The sequence below is a fragment of the Lacibacterium aquatile genome, assembly GCF_042683105.1.
Lineage (GTDB): Bacteria > Pseudomonadota > Alphaproteobacteria > Elsterales > Elsteraceae > Lacibacterium > Lacibacterium aquatile.
Genome location: NZ_JBHUIP010000009.1, coordinates 1 through 21,658, shown reverse-complemented (window position 1 = coordinate 21,658; position 21,658 = coordinate 1). Strand labels below are relative to the sequence as shown.

Sequence of the window (21,658 nt, the reverse complement as noted above, 5' to 3'; positions counted from 1 at the left end):
AAAGGAGAAATATACCATCTCTCCCTTGTTCACGACCGTCGCTCGATTTAGGCTATGCACCGGATTTTGCAAGAAAATTCGGTGCCGCCAGTACCAAGGATAGTTCCCTTATGACCCTGATCAGTCCAGTTCCAACGGCGGCTGTCAAATCCTTGCCGTCTGCCGAACAGGTCGTGCAGCGGCTTCGTCTGGTGTCAGGGCTGATCCTGTTCGCCTATGTGGTTACCCATTTCTGCAATCATATCGCAGGTCTTTCCTCGCTTCAGGCAATGAACGAGGCGCGCGATATCTTTCAGGCGATCTGGTGGTGGCCGCCGATGAACGTCGCATTGACGGTGTCAATTGCGGTTCATTTAGGGCTGGCGCTCTGGTCGATCTACCGACGGCGGACCCTGAGATTGCGCCGATGGGAGCTGGCTCAGCTTCTGCTTGGACTTTTCATCCCGTTCCAGTTGATCGAGCATGTGGTCGGCACGCGGATTGCGATGTCGATCTACGATATCAACGTCAATTACGACTATGTGCTGCTGTCGCTGTTTGCCGATCCGGTGCGGCCCTGGCTGCATACGGCGATGCTGAGCGCGGCCTGGCTGCATGGATGCATCGGCATTCACTATTGGCTGCGGATCCGCCCTTGGTACGGCAAGCTGTTTCCGGTGCTGCAGGCCGCTGCCCTGATCATGCCGATCCTGGTGACAATCGCCTTCTTCCAGAATGGCCGCGAGGTCAAGGTGATGCTGGAGCATGATGCCGCCTGGCGTCAGGCGACTTTCGCCGCCATGCGCCTGCCGAGCGATGCCCAGGCCGCCGTGCGCAATCTCGAATCCATCCGCGACAATCTGCGAATGGGCTTAGCTGGTGTCTTGGCATTGACGCTTCTGGCCCGGCAGGCGCGGGTGGGGCTTGCCCGCCGCCGCAGCCTGATCCGTATCCGATATCCCGGAAATCTTGTCGTGCCTGCCGCCAAAGGGGCGAACCTCCTGGAGGTCAGCCGTAGTGCCAACATCCCTCATGCGGCTGTCTGCGGCGGACGGGGGCGCTGCTCTACCTGCCGGGTGCGCATCGGTAAAGGCGTTGAAAGCCTGTCACCGGCCCAGGCGGATGAGTTGAAGGTGCTCGCCCGTATTTCAGCGCCGCCCAACGTACGTCTGGCCTGTCAGACTATCCCGTCCGGTGATGTCGAGGTTTCTCCGGTCCTGCCTGCCAACGTAATGCCCACGGCGACCCATTCGATGGCGTCGAGCGGAGCGGGGCGGGAGATCGAGATCGGGGTGCTCTTCGCCGATCTGCGTGGTTTCACCACCATGTCCGAACAGCGGCTGCCCTATGACGTGGTCTTCATCCTCAACCGCTATTTCAACGAGATGGGCAGCGCCATCGAGCAGGCGGGCGGCCACGTACTCCAGTTTACCGGCGATGGCATCATGGCGCTGTTCGGGGTTGATCTGGACGATCCGCAGGAAACGGCGATCCGCTCACTGAACGCGGCCCGGGCGATGCTGGAGCGTCTCAAGGTCCTGAATGCCGATCTGGCCCATGACCTGCCGTCTCCCTTACGGATGGGCATCGGTATTCACCAGGGGCTCTGCATCGTCGGCGATATGGGCTATGGCACCGCCTATGGTCTCAGCGCCGTCGGGGACACGGTGAATACCGCCTCGCGCCTCGAAGGGCTGACCAAGGATTATTCGGCCTGTCTGGTCTTCTCCCAGGCCGTGGCCGCCCGTTCAGGCGTCGATACCTCCGGCTTGCGTCACGACGCGATTACGCCGCGCGGCAGGAAGACAGAACTCGGCATTCATATCGTGGATACGATCGAGAAATTGCCGGCAACGGGGCGCTGACTAATATTGCTCGTCATCCTGGGACTTGATCCCGGGATCTCTTCTAGGGCGCTTCCACGCTGACTTAGACGGATTGGGCAAGCTCCCGGAGGAGATCCCGGTGTCGAGCACCGGGATGACGGCCTCAATTGAACTTAAAACTACCGCGGCAGGCGCAGCAGACTGATCAGTTCCGACAGGCTTTCGAGTTGAACGGTCGGGCCGTTATCCAGGCGCTCAACCGGGGTCTTGTTCCGGTTAATCCAGACCGTACGTAACCCGTAGGCGCTAGCCCCCGCGACGTCCCAGCCATTCGCCGAGACAAAGAGGATGCGTTCGGGCGGAATATCCAGACGCTGGACCGCATGGCGGTAAACCGTCGGATCTGGCTTGTAGCAGCCTACAGCCTCAACTGAGAGAACGGAGGAGAAGAGATCTTCCAATCCGGCCGCGACCACGGCCTCGCTCAGCATGACCGGAGAGGCATTGGATAGGATCGCACGTTGGTAATTGTTTTCCTTCAGCAGCCGCAGAACGAGGGCAGCATCGGAATAGGGATCCAACGTGCGGTAGGCATTCAGCAGATCTTCGCGCAGTTCGACGTCATCCTGACGCCCAACGGCTTCGAGCGCATAGTCGAGGCTATCGCAGGTGATGCTCCAGAAGTCGCTGTGCCGATGCATCATCGAGCGCAGCCACGTGTACTGGAGCTGCCGATCGCGCCAGAGCTTGATCAGCGTCGCCGCCTTGTCGCCGATACGCTCCGAATAGCGCGCTCCAGGGGCGGCCACGTCGAAAATTGTCCCGTAGGCGTCGAATACGCAGGCGGTGACGGTGCAAAAAGGATCGGTCAACCCGGCGGGCTCCCTATTGCGTGATCGTCGGGGCAACCACGGCGGGCGCCGCAGCCGATGAGGGGGACGGCGTAAGGCCGGGAGCCGAAGCGGACAGGCAGCCGGTCAGACACCAGACAGCCATGCTTTCCCCAGGCAGACCACTGGTCGGGGCCGGTTGATTGAGACGCGCACGATAGACCAGCGTCCCTTCCAGAACCCGCTGAACATAGTTGCGGGTCTCGCTGAAGGGAATCCGCTCCATCCAGTCGAGGGTTTTCACCATGTCCCCGCGCGGATCGCCCATATCGCGCAGCCATTGGCGCACACGGCCAGGACCGGCGTTATAGGCGGCAATCGCAAAGGGATAATGGCCGCCGAACTGATCCACGACCGACCCGAGGTAGGATTGCCCAAGCTGCACATTATAGCTCGGGTCCTGAGTCAGCTTGGCCTCGACATAAGGTAGACCCAGTTTCCCGGCGACCTGTTTGGCGGTCGCGGGCATCAACTGCATCAGGCCGCGCGCGCCGACCTTGCTCATGGCTTCGGGGGCGAAATTACTTTCCTGGCGGGTGATCGAATGGACCAGGGCCGGTTCCGCAAGACCTGTCAGCGGGGCATTCAGGCGCGGATAGCCGCTCTGGGACAGCACGACGCCTTCGCGCCATACCCGGCGGGCCACGATCACCGCCAGATCGTCACGACCCAGATGGGCAGCAAGCTGGGCGGCGAGGGCAGGTTGACCGCTATCGGTATCGGCAAGGCGTAGAATGAAAGGATCGACCTTTTCGGTCAGTCCGATGGCGGACAGGCGTTTGGCAGCCTGGGCGACTTCACCGCTCTCGAAGCGATCCCGTTCGATCTTGGTCGGCACGGCTTCGGGCGGCATCAGGGCCACCGTGGGCTCGCCCAGTTCCGAGCGTGACAATTGACCATAGAAAGCCGCGCTATGTTCGCCCGCACGGGTGTAGGCGACCTTGGCTTCCTCTTCCCGGCCCAGGGCCTTCAGGGTCCGCCCGGTCCAGTAAAGACCGCGAGAGACGCTGATGGGAGCGCGCGAATTTTCGGAAACCGCCCGGAAATGGGGCAGGGCCGCCGTCGGATCTTCCAGCAGGCGCAGGGCGACAAAGCCTGCCAGGAACTCGGCGTCCACCAGTTCGCTGCCATCGGGCAGGCGGTGATCACGGGCCAGACGATAGGCCAGGGCATAATCGCCCTCGGTCAGCAGGCGGCGGATCTGGATTTCGCGTTCGACCCACCAGAGGTCGGCCCGTTCGCTGACCGCTGGAACCTGCTGGAGGAGTGTCCGGCTGTCGCTGTCGTTGCCTGCGCGTCGGGCGCTGCGGATGCGCTCGTACAGTAAGCCTGCGCTGGTGCGTTCATCGGCAGAAAGTCCGGCCAGCACGCTGTCAAGCGCGGCGCCGTCCCGCAGTTTCAGCCGGGCCGCGGCCACACGGCGAGCGCTGTCATCAACCCGGTTGACCTGCCGCTTGGCCGCGTCCCATTGTTCGCGCCACAGCAGACGCTCCAAACGCGTGCGGTGATCGAGGGCCGACAGCAGAGGACCATAGCGATCCAGGAAGACCGCCTCATCGTTGACGGATCCGAAGACCTCTTCGATCCACACCCGGCGCAGCAGGGCATTGCCTTCCGCTTCGCGTCCCATGACCCGCCAGGCATCGGCAAGACGGATGCGGCCGTCACGCGACATGGGCGAGAATTCACGGAACCACTGCAGGACAACGGTGTCGGAATTCTCCAGCGCCAGGAAATCCTCGGCCCGGCGCTTCAAGGAATTCAGCCAGGGCCAGTCGGGGTTTTCGGCGATGAAGCTGGAGTAATCGGTCAGCCGATCCTTTTCGACCATGCCCTTGGCGAGCATCTGCCAACGCACGACTTTGTCCAGCAGGCGGTCGCGCTGCCCGGCTGGTGCGCTGCCGGTTGGGGCCTGCCCGCGATCCAGACGTTGGAATACATCGCGATAATAATTGCCGGTGCTGGCGGGCGCGCTCGGGGCCGGTGCGACCTTGGCGGCGGCTGGCACGACCGGGCTTTTGACCGGCGGCTTTGCCACGGGCTTGGCGGCAGCCGGTGCCGGTTTGGCAGCCGTGGTTGGCTTGGCTGCAGGCTTTGCTGCCGACGGCTGGGGCTTTGCCGGGGGCGCCTTGGCCGGGGCCTTGGTGTCCTTGGGCTTGGCAGCCGAAGAGGCGGCGCCAGTATTTTTGGCGGCGGCCGGTTTCGTGGCGGTCGTTTCGCCCGCGGCGGCAATCGCTCCGGTGCTGCCAAGCAGGGCAGCCAACAGGATAACGGCAGATGACTTCTTCAACATGGGCGGGGAGTTTAACCATGCTGAGGCCATGAGCCAAGCCAATCCCTCGCGACTTGCACAAACAGGCGTTGGCGCGCTAGTGTCCATGCCCCGAAAACATCGGGTTTCATTCGATTTCCCCGCACCTGAGCTCCAAGGACTCAAACGCTATGTCTGGTTCGACTCGCTTCACTGGTTCCATGACCGCCCTCATCACCCCGATGAAAGACGGCAAACTGGATGAAGCCGCGTTCCGGAAACTTGTGGAATGGCAGATCGCGAACGGCACGAAAGGCCTGATCCCGGTCGGCACCACCGGCGAGTCGCCCACCGTCAGCTATGAAGAGCACAAGCGCGTGGTCGAGCTGTGCGTCGAAGTGGCCAAGGGCCGCGCCGCTGTTATCGCAGGCGCGGGTTCGAACTCGACCGCCGAAGCCATCGACTTCATGCTGCACGCCGAGAAGGCCGGTGCCGATGCTGCCCTGGTGGTGACGCCCTATTATAATAAGCCCAACCAGGAAGGGCTCTATCTGCATTACAAGGCCCTGCACGACTGCTGCACCCTGCCGATCTTCATCTACAACATCCCCGGCCGTTCGGTCATCGACATGACGGCCGAGACCATGGGGCGCCTTGCCGAACTGCCGCGCATCATCGGTGTCAAGGATGCGACGGCCGATCTCGCCCGTCCGCTGAAGCAGACCCAGACCTGTGGCAAGGATTTCATCCAGCTGTCGGGTGAAGATGCCACCGCGCTGGCCTCGCTGATCCAGGGCGGCGACGGCTGCATCTCGGTCACCGCCAATATCGCCCCGCGTTTGCTGGCCGATATGCATGAAGCCTGGGCTGCGGGCGACATCAAGACAGCGATGGCGATCAACGAGCGCCTGTTCCCGGTGCATGAGGCAATGTTCTGCGAAACCAGCCCGGCGCCGGTGAAATATGCCGCCTCGCTGCTGGGCCTGTCGTCGCCGGAATGCCGTCTGCCGATCGCTCCGCTGTCGGAAGCTGGCCGCGCCAAGGTCGAAAGCGCCTTGCGTCAGGCCGGACTGATGAACTGATGGCCCCTCCGCGTTCTACCGATAAATATGCCGCGCTCAATCGTAAGGCACGGCACGAGTATTTCATCGAGGACACCATCGAGGCGGGTATCGTCTTGGTGGGGTCCGAGGTGAAGTCGATCCGCCTTGGCCATTGTTCGATTGCAGAAGCCCACGCCGGGCCGATGCAGGGCGACGTCTATCTCTTCAATGCCCATATCCCGCCCTATAAACCGGCGCGGGATAATCATGAGGAGCGGCGCCCCCGCAAGCTGCTGATACACGCAAAGGAACGGCACAAGCTGCTGGGGCAGGCCAAGCGCGAGGGCATTACCCTCGTGCCGCTCGCGCTCTATTTCAACGAGCGCGGTCTGCTGAAGGTCGAACTCGGTCTGGCCAAGGGCAAGAAGAAACACGACAAGCGCGAAAGCGAGAAGGAACGCGATTGGAACCGGGACAAGGCCCGGCTCCTGCGTCGCGATAGTTAACTGCTTATTTGCGTGGCCTATCGGGCTTCGCCCTACTTCAGGCCATCAAGCAAACCCGATCTGATGGCTGGGCGCGACCTCTGCAAAGGGGCCGGCCAGCGTCAGATTGTGGTGAGCAATGATGGCGGCAGCCGATAGCGCCTGACTGTCCATCGTCGTATGGGCGTCGCCCGCCAGCACGACCTTATAGCCAAGGTCCGCAGCCGCGCGGCAGGACGTATCGATGCAATATTCCGTCTTCATGCCCGCCAGAATCACCCGGCCGATCTGCATCTGATCCAACTGCTTCTGCAGGCCCGTACCCTGGAAGATGCTGGGGCGCGTCTTCTGGAGCAGCATGTCGCCCGCTTGGGGCGCAAAATCATCGATCAGTTCCCAGCCCTTCGACCCCTTGGCGCAGGCCGTGCCTTCCGGGGAGCAATGCTGAACAAAGATCACCGGAGCCTTGGACCGGCGGGCGCCTTCGATCAGGTCATGGATATTGACCATCAGCCGCGCGCCTTCGTGGGGCGGCACGGGACCTTCGAACAGCGCGCGCTGAAGATCCACCAGGATCAGGGCGGATTGTTTGTTATTGGCTTGGCGGGACATGTCTCTCTCCATCTGGATCTGGTCCGAAGGATGGAGAGTTCTGGCGGTCCCCATCCCGTTAAGGGCGGGGGGCCGAAGCTGCTAGGGTGCTAACCGCGCGCGCAGCATACCGGCGACCCGCCAATGGCGGTCGCGGTAGTGGTTACGAGCGTGAGCAATGCAGCGTTCATGGCTTCGACAGTGTCCGACGGAAAAACACCTGTCAATGGGGGACCGCTACGATCAAGGTCTGACCGCCAGGGATGCTGTGCATGGCGGCCACGGTAAAACCGGCCTCGTCCAGCCAGCTCGAATAGTCGGCACGGGTGTAGGCGGCGCCCTCTGCGTAGTAGTTCAAGAACAGCATATCCGCGCCGAGCGCCATGGGCGGGCCGCGCCGGTCATCGTCCAGGACATATCCGAAGACACACAACCGCCCATCCGGCGCGATGGCCGCCCGGCAGGTCTTTAGCGCCCGCCGGATATCGTCGGGGCCGAAGAGCTGCAGGAAATTGCGCATCACCGCCAGATCATGGGGCGGCAGTGGCCCTTGCAGCGCATCGCCCGCCAGGATATGGCAGCGATCCGCCTGGGGTTCCTCCGCCAGCATTTCCTGCGCGGCAGGTATAATGGCCGGAATGTCGACGACGGTTGCGGTCAAGCCGGGCAGGGCGGCCAGCAGAGAGAGGGACAGCGCGCCTGATCCGCCACCGATATCAAGCAGATGGTGATGGGATGAAAGATCCAGGCGCTTCAGCATCTCCGTCGCGCCGCTGACAGCCTGGGGTGCCAGACCCCGTAGAACGGCTTTCGCCCGCTCCAGGTCGCTACCATCGAACTCCAGAGGGGCGGCTGGTCTACCGGAGCTGAGGCTTTCGGCTGTTTTCAGGCAGGCGCTCCAGGCGGCGGTATAGGCTTCATGGGCGCCGCCGCGATAATGCGGGCGCCCCTTGACCAAAGTCCGATTGGCTTCTTCGCCGTTTGCAAGCCGACCGTCCGCCTGCTCCATGAGCAGCCCTTCGGCAATCAGGAGATTGACCAGCCTTTGCAGACGGTTCGGCGCGATATCGAGTTTCGCCGCAAGATCGTCGATATTCAGCGGCCCATCGCCCAGCGGGGTGAAGAGGTCGATCTGCATGGCGGTCAGCAAAGCCAGCGAGCCATAGATGTCGGTGACGAGTTGAGGAATGGTGCGCATCGCGGCAGCTTGCCGCAGGTGCCGATGGTTGGAAAGTGAGAGTGGTTCGCAAGCCCGCGCGGCATGCTATAAGGGCATCATGAATTTCTCGATGCTGGTTTCGGTGATGGCGGCAGCGACCCTGCTTCCCGCCATGGCGATGGAGTGGCTGCGGGCGCCGGACGTCTGGCGCCGCGCGTCCTTAGTCTTTGCGGGCATCGCCTGCATTGTCGTGGCGGGGCTGCCGGATTTCGGCGGCTCCTTCGCCCGTGCGGTTTGGGGCAGCCTTGCCATGGTGCTTGCCCTGTTTCTGATCGCCACCGTGATGGATCGCGGCATTGAAAGGCTTGGGCCGCTGCTGGTTGCCTATTGTGGCGCCGTTGGTCTGCTGGCCGTACCCTTTTCCGAGCGGCAGGCGGCTGGAATCTGGAGCGGCACGGCCCTGCTGCATATCCTTCCTGGCCTTGCCGGATATGCGCTGATCACTTTAGCGGCAATCGCAGCGGTTGCTGCCGATATGCAGGCGCGGGCCTTGAAAGCCCGGCGGGTGAACTGGCTGCTGGACAGGCTGCCGCCGTTGAACGAGAGCGAAAGACATAGTTTCCGCTTTCTGATCGCGGCCGCTGTTGCGCTCTCGATTGCTGTCTCTGCGGGCATGGCGCTCAACTGGACCCAATACGGGACGATACTGCGGATCGATCATAAGGCAATGCTGACGTTGGTCGCCTTGGCGGCGACGGCGGGGCTGCTCGGTGCCCATGCCTATAGCGGCCTGCGCGGGCGGCAGGCGGTGCGCTGGGTGCTGGGTGTCTATCTTTTGCTGACCCTTGCCTTTCCGGGCGCCAAATTCGTCGGCGATATCGTTCTGGGGCGCGGATAGGTCAGGAATTGCACCCTTGCTTTCGCAGGTGCAAAAAGCTTAAATAGCCCAATCTTTCACCATCTGATTTTGGATGCCTAAAAAATGGGCGTTTCCATCGGCGATATTCATCTCGACCGGCCTGCCATCCTGGCGCCGATGTCGGGTGTCAGCGACCTTCCGTTCCGTCGGCTGGTGAAAAAATTCGGTGCGGGACTGGTGGTATCGGAGATGATCGCCTCCGAAGCCCTGGTGCGTGGTCATCGCACGACGCTGAAGATGGCCCAGACCGAGGCGGATGAGCAGCCTGCGGCCGTTCAGCTGGCCGGCTGCGACCCGGTAACGATGGGCGAGGCTGCCAAGGTCAATGAAGACCTGGGCGCCGCCATCATCGACATCAACATGGGCTGCCCCGTGAAGAAGGTCGTCGGCGGCATGGCCGGATCTGCCTTGATGAAGGACGAGGACAAGGCCGTCGCCATCATGGAAGCCATGGTTTCCGCCGTTTCCCGGCCTATTACCCTGAAGATGCGCCTGGGCTGGGATGCCGATCACCGCAATGCGCCGGTGCTGGCAAAACGGGCCGAGCAGGCGGGGATCAAGATGATCACCATCCATGGCCGCACCCGCACTCAGATGTATACTGGAACCGCCGATTGGGCCGCTGTCCGGGCAGTGCGCGAGGCGATCAGCCTGCCCTTGATCGTCAATGGCGATATCCAGACCTATGATGATATCGACCGGGCTCTGGCCGAGAGCGGTGCCGATGGTGTCATGATCGGGCGCGGCTGCTATGGCCGCCCCTGGTTTGTCGGTCAAGCCGCCCATTATCTGGCCACCGGCGAGCGGCTTCCCGCTTTTACTCCGAAGCAGATATATGAAGTCGTGTCAGAGCATTATGATGCGATCTTAATTCACTATGGAGTGGAGCAGGGTGTCCGTATCGCCCGCAAACACCTAGCCTGGTACGCCAAGGACCTGGCCGGGGCGCAGGCGTTTTCTTCCGTCATCAATCTGCTGGCGGACCCAGAGGCGGTGAAGGCGGAATTCGCCCGGTTTTTCCTGGGGCAGACCCCTGAAATGGAGGCGGCATGAGTCAATTGTTGCAGCGCATGGAACGCCGCCGCGCTCCGGTAACGGTTGAGGCTTTGGGCATCGTCAATGCCTTGCCCCACGCCGTTTTTGTGGTGGATGGCGACAATACCGTCACGCACCTAAATCTGGCGGGCGAGAATCTCTTCAAGATCTCCGCGCAGCAGCTTTTGGGACAGGCACTTGAGGAGCATGTTCCTCCCGACAGCCCCCTGTTCGACCTGATCGACAAATGCCGTCGCAACGGTGCCAGTCTTGCGCAATATGGCGTGCGGATCGACGGACCGCGTATCCAGCCGCGCAATGCAACGGTTGAGGTGGCGCCGATTGCAGAGCGGCCAGAGCATATCGTGGTGGCGGTCCGTGAAGGCTCCATTGCCTCCAAGATCGACCAGCAGCTGACCAGCCGGGGGGCCGCGCGTTCTGTCTCGGCAATGGCGGAAATGCTGGCTCACGAAGTCAAGAATCCGCTATCCGGCATCCGGGGCGCCGCGCAGTTGCTGGAGCAGTCTGCCGCCAGCGACGGGGACCGGATCCTGACCCGCCTGATCGTGGATGAGGTGGACCGGATCAAGGCGCTGATCGACCGGATGGAGGTCTTTTCCGATAGCCGCCCACCGCGCCGGGATGAGGTCAATATCCATCAGGTTCTCGAACATGTCCGCACCCTGGCGCAGAGCGGCTTTGCCAACCGGGTGCGGTTTATCGAGCGCTATGATCCGTCCCTGCCGCCGGTCTGGGGCAACCGGGACCAGTTGGTGCAGATCTTCCTCAATCTCGTGAAGAACGCGGCTGAGGCTGTTCCGGCGAACGGCGGCGAGATCGCGATAGAAACATCCTATCACCACGGGGTCCGCCTGGCGGTCCCTGGATCGGACAAGGCAATGCATCTGCCCTTGCTGGTTTCGATCATCGATAACGGCGACGGCATTCCCGAAGATTTGCGTCCGCATCTGTTCGATCCCTTCGTCACATCGAAGACGAATGGAACCGGCCTGGGACTTGCATTGGTAGCCAAGATCGTCGGCGATCACGGGGGCGTCATCGAGTTTGACAGCCAACCCAGACGCACCGTCTTCAAGGTGCATCTGCCCATCGCCGGCACAAGCAAGTAACGGCGTTATTAACGCCGAGTTGAGACGGAGACGGTATGGCGAATACCATTTTGGTAGCGGACGACGATCGCGCGATCCGCACAGTTCTGACCCAGGCCCTGACGCGCCTTGGCCATGAAGTGCGGACGACGGGGACCGCCTCCACCCTTTGGAACTGGGTTGAAGCGGGCGAGGGCGATCTGGTGATCACCGACGTCATAATGCCGGACGAGAATGGGCTAGATCTCATCCCGCGTATCAAGCGGGTACGGCCCGACCTGCGGGTCGTCGTCATGAGCGCGCAGAACACGCTGATGACGGCGGTGAAAGCGACCGAGGTCGGTGCTTTCGAATATCTGCCCAAGCCTTTTGATCTCAACGAACTGGTGCGGGTCGTGCAGCGCGCGCTGACGACTCCCAAAAGCAATCCGGCGATCCCGGCGAATACCGATGCGCCGGAGGGCGAGGAGCAGCTGCCGCTGATCGGCCGCTCGCCCGCGATGCAGGAAATCTATCGCGTCCTGGCCCGCCTCATGGGGACCGATCTCACCGTCATGATCACGGGCGAGAGCGGCACGGGTAAGGAACTTGTCGCCCGGGCGCTCCATGACTATGGCAAGCGGCGCGGCGGCCCCTTCGTCGCGGTGAATATGGCGGCGATCCCGCGTGAGCTGATTGAAAGCGAGCTGTTCGGACACGAGAAGGGCGCCTTCACCGGGGCGCTGACCCGCTCGGCTGGACGGTTCGAGCAGGCGCAGAACGGCACGCTGTTCCTGGACGAAATCGGCGATATGCCGATCGAGGCGCAGACGCGTCTGCTGCGTGTCCTGCAGGAGGGTGAATATACCACCGTTGGCGGTCGCACCCCGATCCGGGCCGATGTCCGCATCATTGCCGCTACCCACCGGGACCTCCGCATCCTGATCCGTCAGGGATTGTTCCGCGAAGATCTTTTCTATCGCCTGAATGTCGTGCCGATCCGGCTTCCGCCATTGCGCGAACGGTCGGAGGATATTCCGGCGCTGGCCCGCCATTTCCTGAAGCTTGCAGCCTCCGAAGGTCTGCCGCTCAAGGTGCTGGATCAGGCGGCAAGCGAACGTCTGCGCGCCCATCGCTGGCCCGGTAACGTGCGCGAGCTTGAAAACCTCATGCGGCGTCTGGCGGCTCTCTATTCCCAGGAGGTCCTGGGCAGCGATGTCATTGAGACCGAACTGGCCGACACCGCACCGGAGCCGACAGGTAGTGCGGCGCCGGACGGCGAGGGGCTGGGGGCGGCGGTTGAACGTCACCTCAAAGACTATTTCACCGCCCATCAGGATCAGCTTCCGGCTTCCGGCCTTTATGACCGGATCCTGCGCGAGGTGGAGCGTCCGCTGATCACCCTGACGCTGACCGCCACGCGCGGAAATCAGATCAAGGCGGCGGAAGTCCTGGGACTAAATCGCAATACCCTGCGCAAGAAGATCCGGGAGTTGGACATTCAGGTGGTGCGCGGCATAAGGTGACGGCGGTTTTATCCGCCGCCCCTAACGACCGATTGCGACCTTGAGCCCCCGTAGCCGCCTTCTCATCCGCTTCACGCGCCTTGCAAGCCGGTTCCGGTTCAACCGCTTTCTGACCATCGGTCTGATCGCGATGGCGGTTACCTCCGCCATCGCGACTTATGCGTCCGTAGCCACGGATTCGCCGTTCGATATCAGCCGCCGGGGATTGGTGGGGCTGCTGATCGTCGACGTTCTGCTGCTGCTAGCGCTGTTCTTCCTGGTGGTGCGCCGCCTGGTGGAGGTTTGGGCGGAACAGCGCCGCGGGCTGGCCGGAGCACGCCTTCATCGCCGCCTCGTCACGCTTTTTGGCGCCGTTGCGATCACGCCGGCCATTCTGGTCGCGATCTTTTCGATCCTGTTCCTCAATCTGACCATCGAGGGATGGTTCTCGGATCGTGTTTCTACGGCTTTACGGAATTCGCGCACGGTCGCCGAAGCCTACCTTCATGAACATGTCCAAGCGATTCGCGGCGATATTCAGGCGATGGCTGCCGATCTCAATCGGGAAGGGCCCCGGCTCTTCAGCGAACCGAATTTCTTCCGGCAACTTGTCGCGACGCAGGCGGCTGTTCGCGGATTGGGCGAGGTTCTGGTTATCGGCCCCCAGGGCCAGATCATCGCGCGCGGCGGGTTGACCTTCAGTCTGGAGTTCGAGCCTATTCCTATCTGGGCGATGGAAAAGGCGAAAAGCGGCGAAGTCGCGATCCTGACCTCCGACGATTCCGACCGGGTCCGCGCCGTTGTGTCGTTGGAATTCCCGATCAACGGCTTTCTGTTTGTCGGCAGGCCGGTCGATCCCAATGTCGTCAATTCGGTCAATCAGACCCGCGATGCGGTCGAGGCCTATGACGCTGTTGAAGGTCAGCGCTCGGGCCTGCAATTCACGTTCGCGCTGGTTTACGGCGTTCTGGCGCTGCTGTTGCTGCTGGCGGCGACCTGGACCGGGTTGGCCTTCGCAACCTCCCTGGTGCGCCCCATCTCCCTGATGGTGCAAGCGGCCGAGCGGGTGCGGGCGGGCGATCTGGGTGCGCGGGTTCCTGAATTGCCGCTGGACGACGAACTGGGGGTGTTGTCACGCGCGCTCAATCGTATGACGACGCAGCTGGAAAATCAGCGGCGACAAGTCCTGCAAGCCAATGCCGAGTTGGACGAACGGCGGCGCTTCATCGAAACCGTGGTGGCGGGGGTGACCGCCGGCGTCATTGGTCTGGATGCCAATGGCTCGATCAGTATGGCGAACCCAACTGCCGTTGAACTCCTCGGCATGCCGATGACGGATTATACCGGCGCGCCTCTGCGGGATCTCGTCCCCGAGATGGCGTCTCTCGTCGACAAGGTGCTGGATCAGCCCGACCGGTTTGTCGAAGGGCAGGTGCAACTGACGACACCCGGCGGTCAGCGCACGCTTGTTGTGCGGGTGACGGCGGAAGATGCGACAGGTGACGGGTCGCCCAGCGACGGGGTCGTCATCACGTTTGACGATGTGACCGAACTGCTGACGGCGCAAAGGACGGCGGCCTGGGCCGATGTTGCCCGACGCATCGCCCATGAAATCAAAAATCCGCTGACCCCGATTCAATTATCTGCTGAACGGCTAAAGCGCAAATATCTCAAAGAGATAACCAGCGATCCTGAGACGTTTGTCATGTGCACCGACACAATCGTTCGCCAGGTGGGCGATATCGGGCGCATGGTCGATGAATTTTCCTCCTTTGCCCGCATGCCGCAGCCGGTCATGAAGGACGAGGATATCTGTCAGATCGCCCGGGAAGTGGTTGTTTTGCAACGCCACGGTCGATCGGATGTCACAGTCGATCTGATGGGGGCCGATGCACCCTATAAGATAGTCTGCGACGGCCGTCAGATCCGTCAGGTTCTGATCAATCTCGTCCAGAATGCCTTTGACGCAATCGATGGTCGTGAGGGCGACGATCTTGCGCCGGGCCATGTTGTCGTGACCATCGAACCCTTGGAAACACAAACAAAAATCTCGGTCAGAGATAATGGCAAAGGCTTGCCGACCGAGGGGCGCGAACGCCTGACCGAACCCTATGTCACCACCCGCGCCAAAGGCACTGGCCTTGGTCTCGCCATCGTCAAGAAGATCGTCGAAGACCATGCCGGTCGTTTGACCCTCGAAGATGGAATTGAGGGTGGAGCTGTTGTGAACCTGTTGCTTCCGCGCCACAATCCTGCCCTACTAGAGCAGGATGGTTTGCCGCATAACGCGGAAGGCACACATGGCGTATGACATTCTAATCGTCGATGACGAAGCCGACATTCGAACGCTTCTCGCTGATATCCTGAAGGACGAGGGTTACAGCGTCCGTTTGGCGGGAGACAGCGATGCAGCCCTAGCGGCGGTTCAGGCGCGGCAGCCAAGTCTCGTCCTGCTCGATATCTGGTTGCAGGGCAGCAGGCTCGACGGGTTGCAGATCCTGGAAAAAGTCCGGGCTGATTGTCCCAATATGCCCGTCCTGATGATGTCGGGGCACGGCACGATTGAAACCGCCGTCGAAGCGATCAAGCGCGGCGCCTACGATTTCATCGAGAAGCCTTTCAAGTCCGACCATCTGCTGGTTCTGATCACACGCGCCATCGAAAGCGCTCGGCTGAAGCGCGAGAATGCCGAACTGCGGCTTCGTGGCGGACAGGCCTGGGAGCTGACGGGGTCTTCCTCAGTCGTCACCACGATCCGCTCGTCGATTGAGAAAGTGGCACCCACCGGCAGCCGCGTTCTGATCACCGGCGGCCCTGGCAGCGGCAAGGAAGTGGTTGCACGTCTTATCCATGCCCGCTCCCGCCGTGCCGATGCCCCCTTTGTGGTAGTGAATTGCGCCACGATGGATCCTGATAAGTTCGAAATCGAACTGTTCGGCGCCGATAGCGATGATGAGGGACGCCGGAAAGTTGGCCTGTTCGAACAGGCGCACAGCGGTACCTTGCTGCTGGACGAGGTTGCCGACATGCCAATGGCGACCCAGGGCAAGATCGTGCGCGTCCTGCAGGAGCAGGTGTTCGAGCGGGTCGGGAACCGTATGCGGGTCGAGGTTGACGTGCGCGTCATGGCCTCGACCAACCGCGATCTCCAGGGCGAGATGGTTGCGGGCCGTTTCCGCGAAGACCTTTATTATCGCCTGAACGTGGTGCCGCTGCGGGTGCCGACCCTGCGGGAGCGGCGCGAGGATATCCCCGATCTGGTGCGTTTCTTCGTGCGCCGGGCCGCCGAAGCTGCGGGTATTCCGCCGCGTGAGATCGGCGATGATGCCATGGCAGCCCTTCAGGCCTATGATTGGCCGGGCAACGTGCGCGAACTGCGCAACACGGTCGAACGCCTGCTGATCATGGCGCCGGGCGATGCGCGGTCGGCCATCAAGGCCGATATGCTGCCGCCCGAAATCGGGGCCATCACTCCGGCGGTTCTGAAGTGGGACAAGGGCGGCGAGATCATGTCGCTGCCCCTGCGCGAAGCGCGCGAAGTGTTCGAGCGGGAATATCTGCTGGCCCAGGTCAATCGGTTCGCCGGGAATATCTCGCGCACAGCCAGCTTCGTTGGCATGGAGCGTTCGGCCCTTCATCGAAAATTGAAATCACTTGGGGTCAATGGGACCGAAAGACCGGGCTTAAAGCCTTAACTCTGCAGGGCGCTATCGAAAGAACGCATAAGCCGGGGCCATGTCCGCGGGTTATGCTTGAGGCGGCATAAGAAAACTGAGGGTCACATGTCGCGTATCGCCTATGTCAACGGTCACTATGGTCCGCTCAGCGAAGCTTCGGTGCATATCGAGGATCGCGGGTATCAATTTTCCGACGGCATCTATGAGGTCGTTGCCTTACGCAACGGGCGCCTTTCGAACGAGGAAGGGCATCTCGACCGTCTGGAACGCTCGCTCAAGGAACTGCGCATTGCGATGCCGATGCATCGCCGCGCGCTCCAGCATGTGATGCGCGAACTGGTCCGCAAGAACAAGGCGACCAATGCCCTGGTCTATATCCAGGTGACGCGCGGCGTTGCCCGCCGGGATCATCCGTTTCCCAAGGATGCGGTGCCGTCCATCGTCTTGACCTGTCGCACCTTGCCCAAGCCGTCGCCCAAGGCGCTGGCCGAGGGGGTTGCGGTCATCAGCCAGCCGGATATCCGCTGGGGGCGCCGTGATATTAAATCGATCAGCTTGCTGCCTAATATTTTGGCAAAGCAGGCGGCGCGCGAAGCCGGGGCCTATGAGGCCTGGCTGGTCGAAACCGATGGCACCGTCACCGAAGGCTCCTCCACGAATGCCTGGATCCTGACTAAGGACGGCGTGCTTGTGACAAGGCCCCGGTCGACGTCGATTTTGCCCGGCATTACGCGCGGTCAGGTCTTGAAATTGGCGCAGGAAGCCCAGATACGCTTGGAAGAACGGCCCTTCACGTTGGAGGAGGCCAAGGAAGCCAAGGAAGCTTTCATGTCGTCGGCATCGGCACTTGTGTTGCCTATCACCAAGATCGACGGCCAGCCCGTCGGTGAAGGCATACCGGGTCCGCTTGCCAAGCGCTTGAGAGAGCTTTACGAAACTTACCTGGCCAGCTAGAAGCTAGTTGAGAATGACTCGCGACTTGACCCTGGTATTACCCACACTGGCAGAGAGTTTGCAGACGATTTAGTGTTTCATCGTGTGTGTGCCTCCAACATCTCTTCTGGATGGGGGAGGCCGCCGCAGCGGTAACGGACTAAAGATCCGGTCGCCAATCAACAAGAAGGACAATGCCAATGAGCACCGAGAAGTCCCAAAACGTTCAAGATGTGTTCTTGAACAACATTCGTAAGAACAAGATACCCGTGACGGTATTCCTTGTGAATGGCGTCAAACTGCAGGGAATTGTTACTTGGTTCGACAACTTCTCGGTTTTGCTAAGGCGCGATGCACATTCACAGCTCGTCTACAAACACGCAATCTCCACAATCATGCCAGCCGCTCCGATTCAGCTTTTTGACGGTGGCAAGGACGAATAGCCGGATCCTGCGGGATTGGCTTTCGAGAAGGGCTGAGCGCCTCCCGGCGCTTAGCCCTCTTTTATGTGCGCTGAGCTTGGTCTTGGCCGCGCCGGTAGCGCAGGCCGCGACACGCGTCTGTGCCGAGCCGACGGACTGGCGCCCGACCGGCACGCTGCCGCAGACGATGGCCGCAATGACCAAGGGGCAGGTGACCGTCCTGGCGATTGGCTCGTCCTCGACCGAAGGGGTGGGGGCATCGTCGCCCGCCCGCAGCTATCCGGCGCGTCTGGAAGCTGAATGGGAAGCCTCGACCCCGACCGTAGACGTCAAGGTCGTCAACGCGGGCATCGGCGGCGAAGTTGCCGAACAGACCCTGAAGCGGTTGCTGGTCGCGCTCGATCAGGTCAAGCCAGACCTCGTGATCTGGCAGCTTGGCAGCAATGATGCCCTGCGTGGCATTCCCATCGAACAATTTGCCCTGATTGCCAACAATGGCATCGAGGCGGTGAAGAAAAGCGGCGCCGATCTGCTGCTGATGGATCTGCAATATGCCCCGGCGCTCGACAACAGCCCGGTCAGCGAACTCTATGAGCGCGAGATCCTGCGCCTTGCGGCCGACACCAAGACCGGGATCATCCAGCGCTGGCGCCTGACGCGCCATTGGAAGGATGTCGGCTTCATGAATGTGGCCGGTCCTGATGGTCTTCATATGACCGATGAGGGATATGGTTGCCTCGCCCTGCTTTTGTCGAAATCGATCGTTAGCCTACAAGCTTTAGCGCTCCAACGCTGAAGGGGAGGCATATGACGGCTTTTGCCGGTCGCGATCATCGTCTCGATATCGCAAGAGGGTTGGCCCTTGCCATGATCTTTGTCGATCATGTCACGGGAAATTGGCTGGCAAATGTCACGCTGCAGAACTTTGGCTTCTCGGACGCGGCCGAGTTGTTCGTGTTTATCTCGGGCTTCGCTGCCGCGCGGGTGTACGCAAATATCTGGCGCAAGGAAGGGGCGGTGATCGGCATCGGGCAGATCGTCCGCCGTATCCGCACGCTCTATTTCTCCCATCTGGTGCTGTTTGTCCTGTTCGCGGCCCTGGTGACCGTGCTGGCCAAACATATGAGCAAGCCGGTCTTCATCGAGGCGATGAACCTCCATCGCCTGATCCAGGTGACCGAGGAGATGCTGCCGGCGATCCTGACGCTGCAGTTCCAGCCGACGCACCTTGGCATCCTGCCGCTCTATATCGCACTGATGACCTGGTTGATCGTCATGCTGCCGCTTATCCGCAGCAGGCCGTATGTGGCCGTTGCCCTGTCGCTGGCGATCTGGCTGGTGGCGGGTGTGTTCCGGATCAATCTGCCGCTGCATCTGGGCGGCCAATGGTATTTCAACCCCTTCTCCTGGCAGGCGATCTTTATCGTCGGTGCGGTTGCGGGTCTGCATCAGGAACTGGTGGAGAAGCTGAAAAAGCCCTGGATCATCGGGCTGGCGGTCCTGCTGCTGGTGGTCTGTTTCCCGCTCAATCTCTATACGAAATTCGGCTTCTTCGCCGATCTGGCGCCCCAGCGGTTCTGGGACATCATCCAGATGCTGACCTTCAAATCCTATGAGGCGCCATTGCGGCTGGCGCATTTCTTGGCGCTGATGCTGGTGGCGAGCGTGTTGATGCCGCGCCGGGATCATCCGGCGCTGGAGGCTTTCAAGCCCCTGGCCCTGATGGGCAAACATTCGCTCAACGTCTTTTGTTTTGGCATCCTGCTCGCCATATTGGGAACAGCGGCCATGGAGGTCTATGGTACGGGCTGGGCCATGCAGGTCGCCGCCAATCTTTTGGGCTTTGCCGCCATGTTGGGACTGGCGGCCTGGTGCGAATGGTGGAAAAAGAATATCAGCCGCCGCAAACGCGAGTTACCGGCCCCAAAACCCGTCTAGGTTTGCCGGTGTAATCAGGAGCGATACTACTTGTCTTTGGACAGTCTGACTTACCAGGGAAACGAGGCGCCACGCGAAGCGGTCGGCGCCGCCCTGGTCGTACATCCCCAGTTCCAGACCGGCGTGAGCACCAATATGCGCTCGCCCGAGGGGCGCTTGGCAGAGGCCGTCGGCCTCGCGCTGGCAATCGAGCTGGATATCAAGGCCGCCGAGGTGGTGCTGGTGAAGAAGCGCCGCCCGGCGACGCTGTTCGGCCAGGGTCATGTGGATCGGCTGGCCGAACTGGTGGAAGAGCAGGAGATCAATGTCGTCATCGTCGACGGCCATCTCTCGCCCGTTCAGCAGCGCAATCTGGAAAAGGCCTGGAATGCCAAGGTCATCGACCGCACTGGCCTGATCCTGGAAATCTTCGGCGCCCGCGCGCGAACCCATGAAGGGCGCCTGCAGGTCGAACTGGCCTCGCTCACCTATCAGCGCTCGCGCCTCGTGCGGTCCTGGACCCATCTGGAGCGCCAGCGCGGCGGCTTCGGCTTCCTGGGCGGCCCTGGTGAAAGCCAGATCGAAATGGACCGTCGCCTGATCGGCGACCGCATCACCAAGCTCAAGCGCGAGCTGGTGGAAGTGAAGCGGACGCGCGAGCTGCATCGTGGCGCCCGCAAGCGTGTGCCTTATCCGGTGGTGGCTCTGGTCGGCTATACCAACGCGGGCAAGTCGACGCTGTTCAATCGCCTGACCCAGTCCAAGGTCTTTGCCGAGGATCTGCTGTTCGCGACCCTCGATCCCACTATGCGCGGGGTTGTGCTGCCGACCGGCAAGCAGATCATTCTGTCCGACACTGTCGGCTTCATCTCCGACCTGCCGACCCAACTGGTGGCCGCTTTCCGCGCGACCCTGGAAGAGGTGCTGGAGGCTGACGTCATCCTGCATGTCCGCGACCGCTCGCACCCCGATACGGAGGCTCAGAAGGCCGACGTCGAACTGGTGCTGACCGAACTGGGCCTCAGCGAGATCGTGGACCGTGGCCTGACCGAGGTCTGGAACAAGATCGACCTGATGGACGAGGAGGGGCGGGCCGACTGTGCCCGCACGATGGCGGAGATGCCGGATCGAGTCCTCCCGGCCTCGGCGGTGACCGGCGAAGGCGTGGACGGCATCCTGTCCGCCCTGGACGAAAAGCTGCGCAAGCAGCGGGACGTCCTGGCACTCCATGTCAGCCCGGCCGACGGCAAGCGCCTCGCGTGGCTCTATCAGCATGGCGAAGTGCTGGAGCGCGAGGATAGCGACGAGGATATCACCTTGAAGGTCGGCCTCGACCCGGTGAACCGCGCCCGTTACGAGCAGATTTTCAGCGCCTGACATACAGGGGAGGGGTTGACGGATAGGTCGCCTCTCCCTATTCCTCTGGCACTCGTCGATGTCGAGTGCTAACAGGCGCTGACAGATCAACGGCCTCAAGTAGCGCAAAGCGCGGTAGGCCAAACAACAAATTCAGGAGCGACTTCCCATGAAGTTCCGTCCGCTGCACGACCGCGTCGTGGTCAAGGCAATCGAAGCCGAAGAAAAGACCAAGGGCGGGATCATCATCCCCGACACCGCCAAGGAAAAGCCCCAGCAGGGCAAGGTCGTCGCAGTTGGCCCCGGCGCCCGCGACGAGAGCGGTAAGCTCAACCCGCTGGACGTCAAGGTTGGCGACACTGTGCTCTACGGCAAGTGGTCCGGCACCGAAGTGAAGATCGACGGCGAAACCCTGCTCATCATGAAAGAGCAGGACATCATGGGTATCGCCGAATAGGTCTGGTCTCAAGTAGCGCAAAGCGCGATAGACCAACAAAACAAAGGATTTACAGCTATGGCTGCCAAAGAAGTTAAGTTTTCGTCGGATGCGCGCGACCGCATGCTGCGCGGTGTGGATATTCT

General features: G+C 61.5%; 19 protein-coding genes. 15 read left to right on the top strand and 4 right to left on the bottom strand.

Annotated elements, in window-relative coordinates:
• Positions 1–110 precede the first annotated feature (110 nt).
• Positions 111–1,844, top strand: coding sequence for an adenylate/guanylate cyclase domain-containing protein (locus ACFSM5_RS09100; protein WP_379876015.1), 1,734 nt, complete (start codon positions 111–113; stop codon positions 1,842–1,844).
• Between the two features lie 140 nt (positions 1,845–1,984).
• Here ACFSM5_RS09100 and ACFSM5_RS09095 read toward each other — a convergent pair whose 3' ends face one another.
• Both ACFSM5_RS09095 and ACFSM5_RS09090 read right to left on the bottom strand, forming a co-directional pair.
• Positions 1,985–2,677: a haloacid dehalogenase type II gene (locus ACFSM5_RS09095; protein ID WP_379876014.1), complete on the bottom strand. Its 693-nt coding sequence runs from the start codon at positions 2,675–2,677 to the stop codon at positions 1,985–1,987.
• A 13-nt stretch (positions 2,678–2,690) separates the two neighbouring features.
• Entirely contained in the window at positions 2,691–4,988 is a 2,298-nt protein-coding gene (locus ACFSM5_RS09090; protein ID WP_379876013.1) for a lytic transglycosylase domain-containing protein, read from the bottom strand.
• A gap of 149 nt (positions 4,989–5,137) precedes the next feature.
• Between ACFSM5_RS09090 and dapA the strand changes: the two genes are divergently transcribed.
• Together dapA and smpB are read left to right on the top strand one after the other, a co-directional pair.
• Complete coding sequence (gene dapA / locus ACFSM5_RS09085) at positions 5,138–6,028, top strand: 4-hydroxy-tetrahydrodipicolinate synthase (RefSeq protein WP_379876012.1); 891 nt, start codon at positions 5,138–5,140, stop codon at positions 6,026–6,028.
• Positions 6,028–6,495 (top strand): SsrA-binding protein SmpB, encoded by a 468-nt coding sequence (smpB, locus tag ACFSM5_RS09080; protein ID WP_379876011.1) that lies wholly within the window; start codon positions 6,028–6,030, stop codon positions 6,493–6,495. Before dapA ends, smpB begins: the two co-directional genes overlap by 1 nt.
• A gap of 45 nt (positions 6,496–6,540) precedes the next feature.
• Here the strand turns inward: smpB and ACFSM5_RS09075 are convergent, their stop codons facing one another.
• Both ACFSM5_RS09075 and ACFSM5_RS09070 read right to left on the bottom strand, forming a co-directional pair.
• Positions 6,541–7,086, bottom strand: a complete 546-nt coding sequence (locus ACFSM5_RS09075) for a cysteine hydrolase family protein (RefSeq protein ID WP_379876010.1) — start codon at positions 7,084–7,086, stop codon at positions 6,541–6,543.
• 202 nt (positions 7,087–7,288) lie between these two features.
• On the bottom strand, positions 7,289–8,263 hold the full coding sequence (locus tag ACFSM5_RS09070) for a methyltransferase (protein WP_379876009.1): 975 nt from the start codon (positions 8,261–8,263) through the stop codon (positions 7,289–7,291).
• A 79-nt stretch (positions 8,264–8,342) separates the two neighbouring features.
• Here ACFSM5_RS09070 and ccsA point away from each other — a divergent pair, with 79 nt between their 5' ends.
• The 12 genes from ccsA (at position 8,343) to groES (ending at position 21,533) form a co-directional block, all read left to right on the top strand.
• Positions 8,343–9,122 carry a cytochrome c biogenesis protein CcsA gene (gene ccsA, locus ACFSM5_RS09065; RefSeq protein ID WP_379876008.1) on the top strand — a complete coding sequence of 260 codons (780 nt, stop codon included), beginning with the start codon at positions 8,343–8,345 and terminating at the stop codon, positions 9,120–9,122.
• Between the two features lie 84 nt (positions 9,123–9,206).
• Positions 9,207–10,196 (top strand): tRNA dihydrouridine synthase DusB, encoded by a 990-nt coding sequence (gene dusB, locus ACFSM5_RS09060; RefSeq protein ID WP_379876007.1) that lies wholly within the window; start codon positions 9,207–9,209, stop codon positions 10,194–10,196.
• Entirely contained in the window at positions 10,193–11,308 is a 1,116-nt protein-coding gene (locus tag ACFSM5_RS09055) for a two-component system sensor histidine kinase NtrB (RefSeq protein WP_379876006.1), read from the top strand. The genes dusB and ACFSM5_RS09055 overlap by 4 nt, the downstream gene beginning before the upstream one ends.
• A gap of 35 nt (positions 11,309–11,343) precedes the next feature.
• Positions 11,344–12,792 carry a nitrogen regulation protein NR(I) gene (gene ntrC, locus ACFSM5_RS09050; protein ID WP_379876005.1) on the top strand — a complete coding sequence of 483 codons (1,449 nt, stop codon included), beginning with the start codon at positions 11,344–11,346 and terminating at the stop codon, positions 12,790–12,792.
• 40 nt (positions 12,793–12,832) lie between these two features.
• Positions 12,833–15,082 (top strand): sensor histidine kinase NtrY-like, encoded by a 2,250-nt coding sequence (locus ACFSM5_RS09045; protein ID WP_379876004.1) that lies wholly within the window; start codon positions 12,833–12,835, stop codon positions 15,080–15,082.
• The gene (gene ntrX / locus ACFSM5_RS09040; protein WP_379876003.1) at positions 15,072–16,466 is read left to right on the top strand and encodes a nitrogen assimilation response regulator NtrX; all 1,395 of its coding nucleotides are present in this window, start codon (positions 15,072–15,074) and stop codon (positions 16,464–16,466) included. Before ACFSM5_RS09045 ends, ntrX begins: the two co-directional genes overlap by 11 nt.
• 87 nt (positions 16,467–16,553) lie before the next feature.
• Complete coding sequence (locus tag ACFSM5_RS09035; RefSeq protein ID WP_379876002.1) at positions 16,554–17,402, top strand: D-amino-acid transaminase; 849 nt, start codon at positions 16,554–16,556, stop codon at positions 17,400–17,402.
• Positions 17,403–17,581: 179 nt separating this feature from the next.
• The gene (hfq, locus tag ACFSM5_RS09030; RefSeq protein ID WP_379876001.1) at positions 17,582–17,824 is read left to right on the top strand and encodes an RNA chaperone Hfq; all 243 of its coding nucleotides are present in this window, start codon (positions 17,582–17,584) and stop codon (positions 17,822–17,824) included.
• A gap of 82 nt (positions 17,825–17,906) precedes the next feature.
• Positions 17,907–18,599, top strand: coding sequence for an SGNH/GDSL hydrolase family protein (locus tag ACFSM5_RS09025; RefSeq protein ID WP_379876000.1), 693 nt, complete (start codon positions 17,907–17,909; stop codon positions 18,597–18,599).
• 11 nt (positions 18,600–18,610) lie between these two features.
• Positions 18,611–19,741 carry an OpgC family protein gene (locus ACFSM5_RS09020; protein ID WP_379875999.1) on the top strand — a complete coding sequence of 377 codons (1,131 nt, stop codon included), beginning with the start codon at positions 18,611–18,613 and terminating at the stop codon, positions 19,739–19,741.
• Positions 19,742–19,777: 36 nt separating this feature from the next.
• Positions 19,778–21,097 (top strand): GTPase HflX, encoded by a 1,320-nt coding sequence (gene hflX / locus ACFSM5_RS09015; RefSeq protein ID WP_465261237.1) that lies wholly within the window; start codon positions 19,778–19,780, stop codon positions 21,095–21,097.
• A 148-nt stretch (positions 21,098–21,245) separates the two neighbouring features.
• A complete protein-coding gene (gene groES / locus ACFSM5_RS09010; protein WP_379875998.1) occupies positions 21,246–21,533 on the top strand; it encodes a co-chaperone GroES in 288 nt (95 codons plus the stop codon).
• The last annotated feature ends 125 nt before the right edge of the window (positions 21,534–21,658 follow it).

Coding starts and splice junctions, on each gene's coding strand:
- ACFSM5_RS09100 (WP_379876015.1), top strand. CDS start 111: ATGACCCTGATCAGTCCAGTTCCAACGGCGGCTGTCAAATCCTTGCCG.
- ACFSM5_RS09090 (WP_379876013.1), bottom strand. CDS start 4,988: ATGTTGAAGAAGTCATCTGCCGTTATCCTGTTGGCTGCCCTGCTTGGC.
- dapA (WP_379876012.1), top strand. CDS start 5,138: ATGTCTGGTTCGACTCGCTTCACTGGTTCCATGACCGCCCTCATCACC.
- smpB (WP_379876011.1), top strand. CDS start 6,028: ATGGCCCCTCCGCGTTCTACCGATAAATATGCCGCGCTCAATCGTAAG.
- ACFSM5_RS09075 (WP_379876010.1), bottom strand. CDS start 7,086: ATGTCCCGCCAAGCCAATAACAAACAATCCGCCCTGATCCTGGTGGAT.
- ACFSM5_RS09070 (WP_379876009.1), bottom strand. CDS start 8,263: ATGCGCACCATTCCTCAACTCGTCACCGACATCTATGGCTCGCTGGCT.
- ccsA (WP_379876008.1), top strand. CDS start 8,343: ATGAATTTCTCGATGCTGGTTTCGGTGATGGCGGCAGCGACCCTGCTT.
- dusB (WP_379876007.1), top strand. CDS start 9,207: ATGGGCGTTTCCATCGGCGATATTCATCTCGACCGGCCTGCCATCCTG.
- ACFSM5_RS09055 (WP_379876006.1), top strand. CDS start 10,193: ATGAGTCAATTGTTGCAGCGCATGGAACGCCGCCGCGCTCCGGTAACG.
- ntrC (WP_379876005.1), top strand. CDS start 11,344: ATGGCGAATACCATTTTGGTAGCGGACGACGATCGCGCGATCCGCACA.
- ntrX (WP_379876003.1), top strand. CDS start 15,072: ATGGCGTATGACATTCTAATCGTCGATGACGAAGCCGACATTCGAACG.
- ACFSM5_RS09035 (WP_379876002.1), top strand. CDS start 16,554: ATGTCGCGTATCGCCTATGTCAACGGTCACTATGGTCCGCTCAGCGAA.
- hfq (WP_379876001.1), top strand. CDS start 17,582: ATGAGCACCGAGAAGTCCCAAAACGTTCAAGATGTGTTCTTGAACAAC.
- ACFSM5_RS09020 (WP_379875999.1), top strand. CDS start 18,611: ATGACGGCTTTTGCCGGTCGCGATCATCGTCTCGATATCGCAAGAGGG.
- groES (WP_379875998.1), top strand. CDS start 21,246: ATGAAGTTCCGTCCGCTGCACGACCGCGTCGTGGTCAAGGCAATCGAA.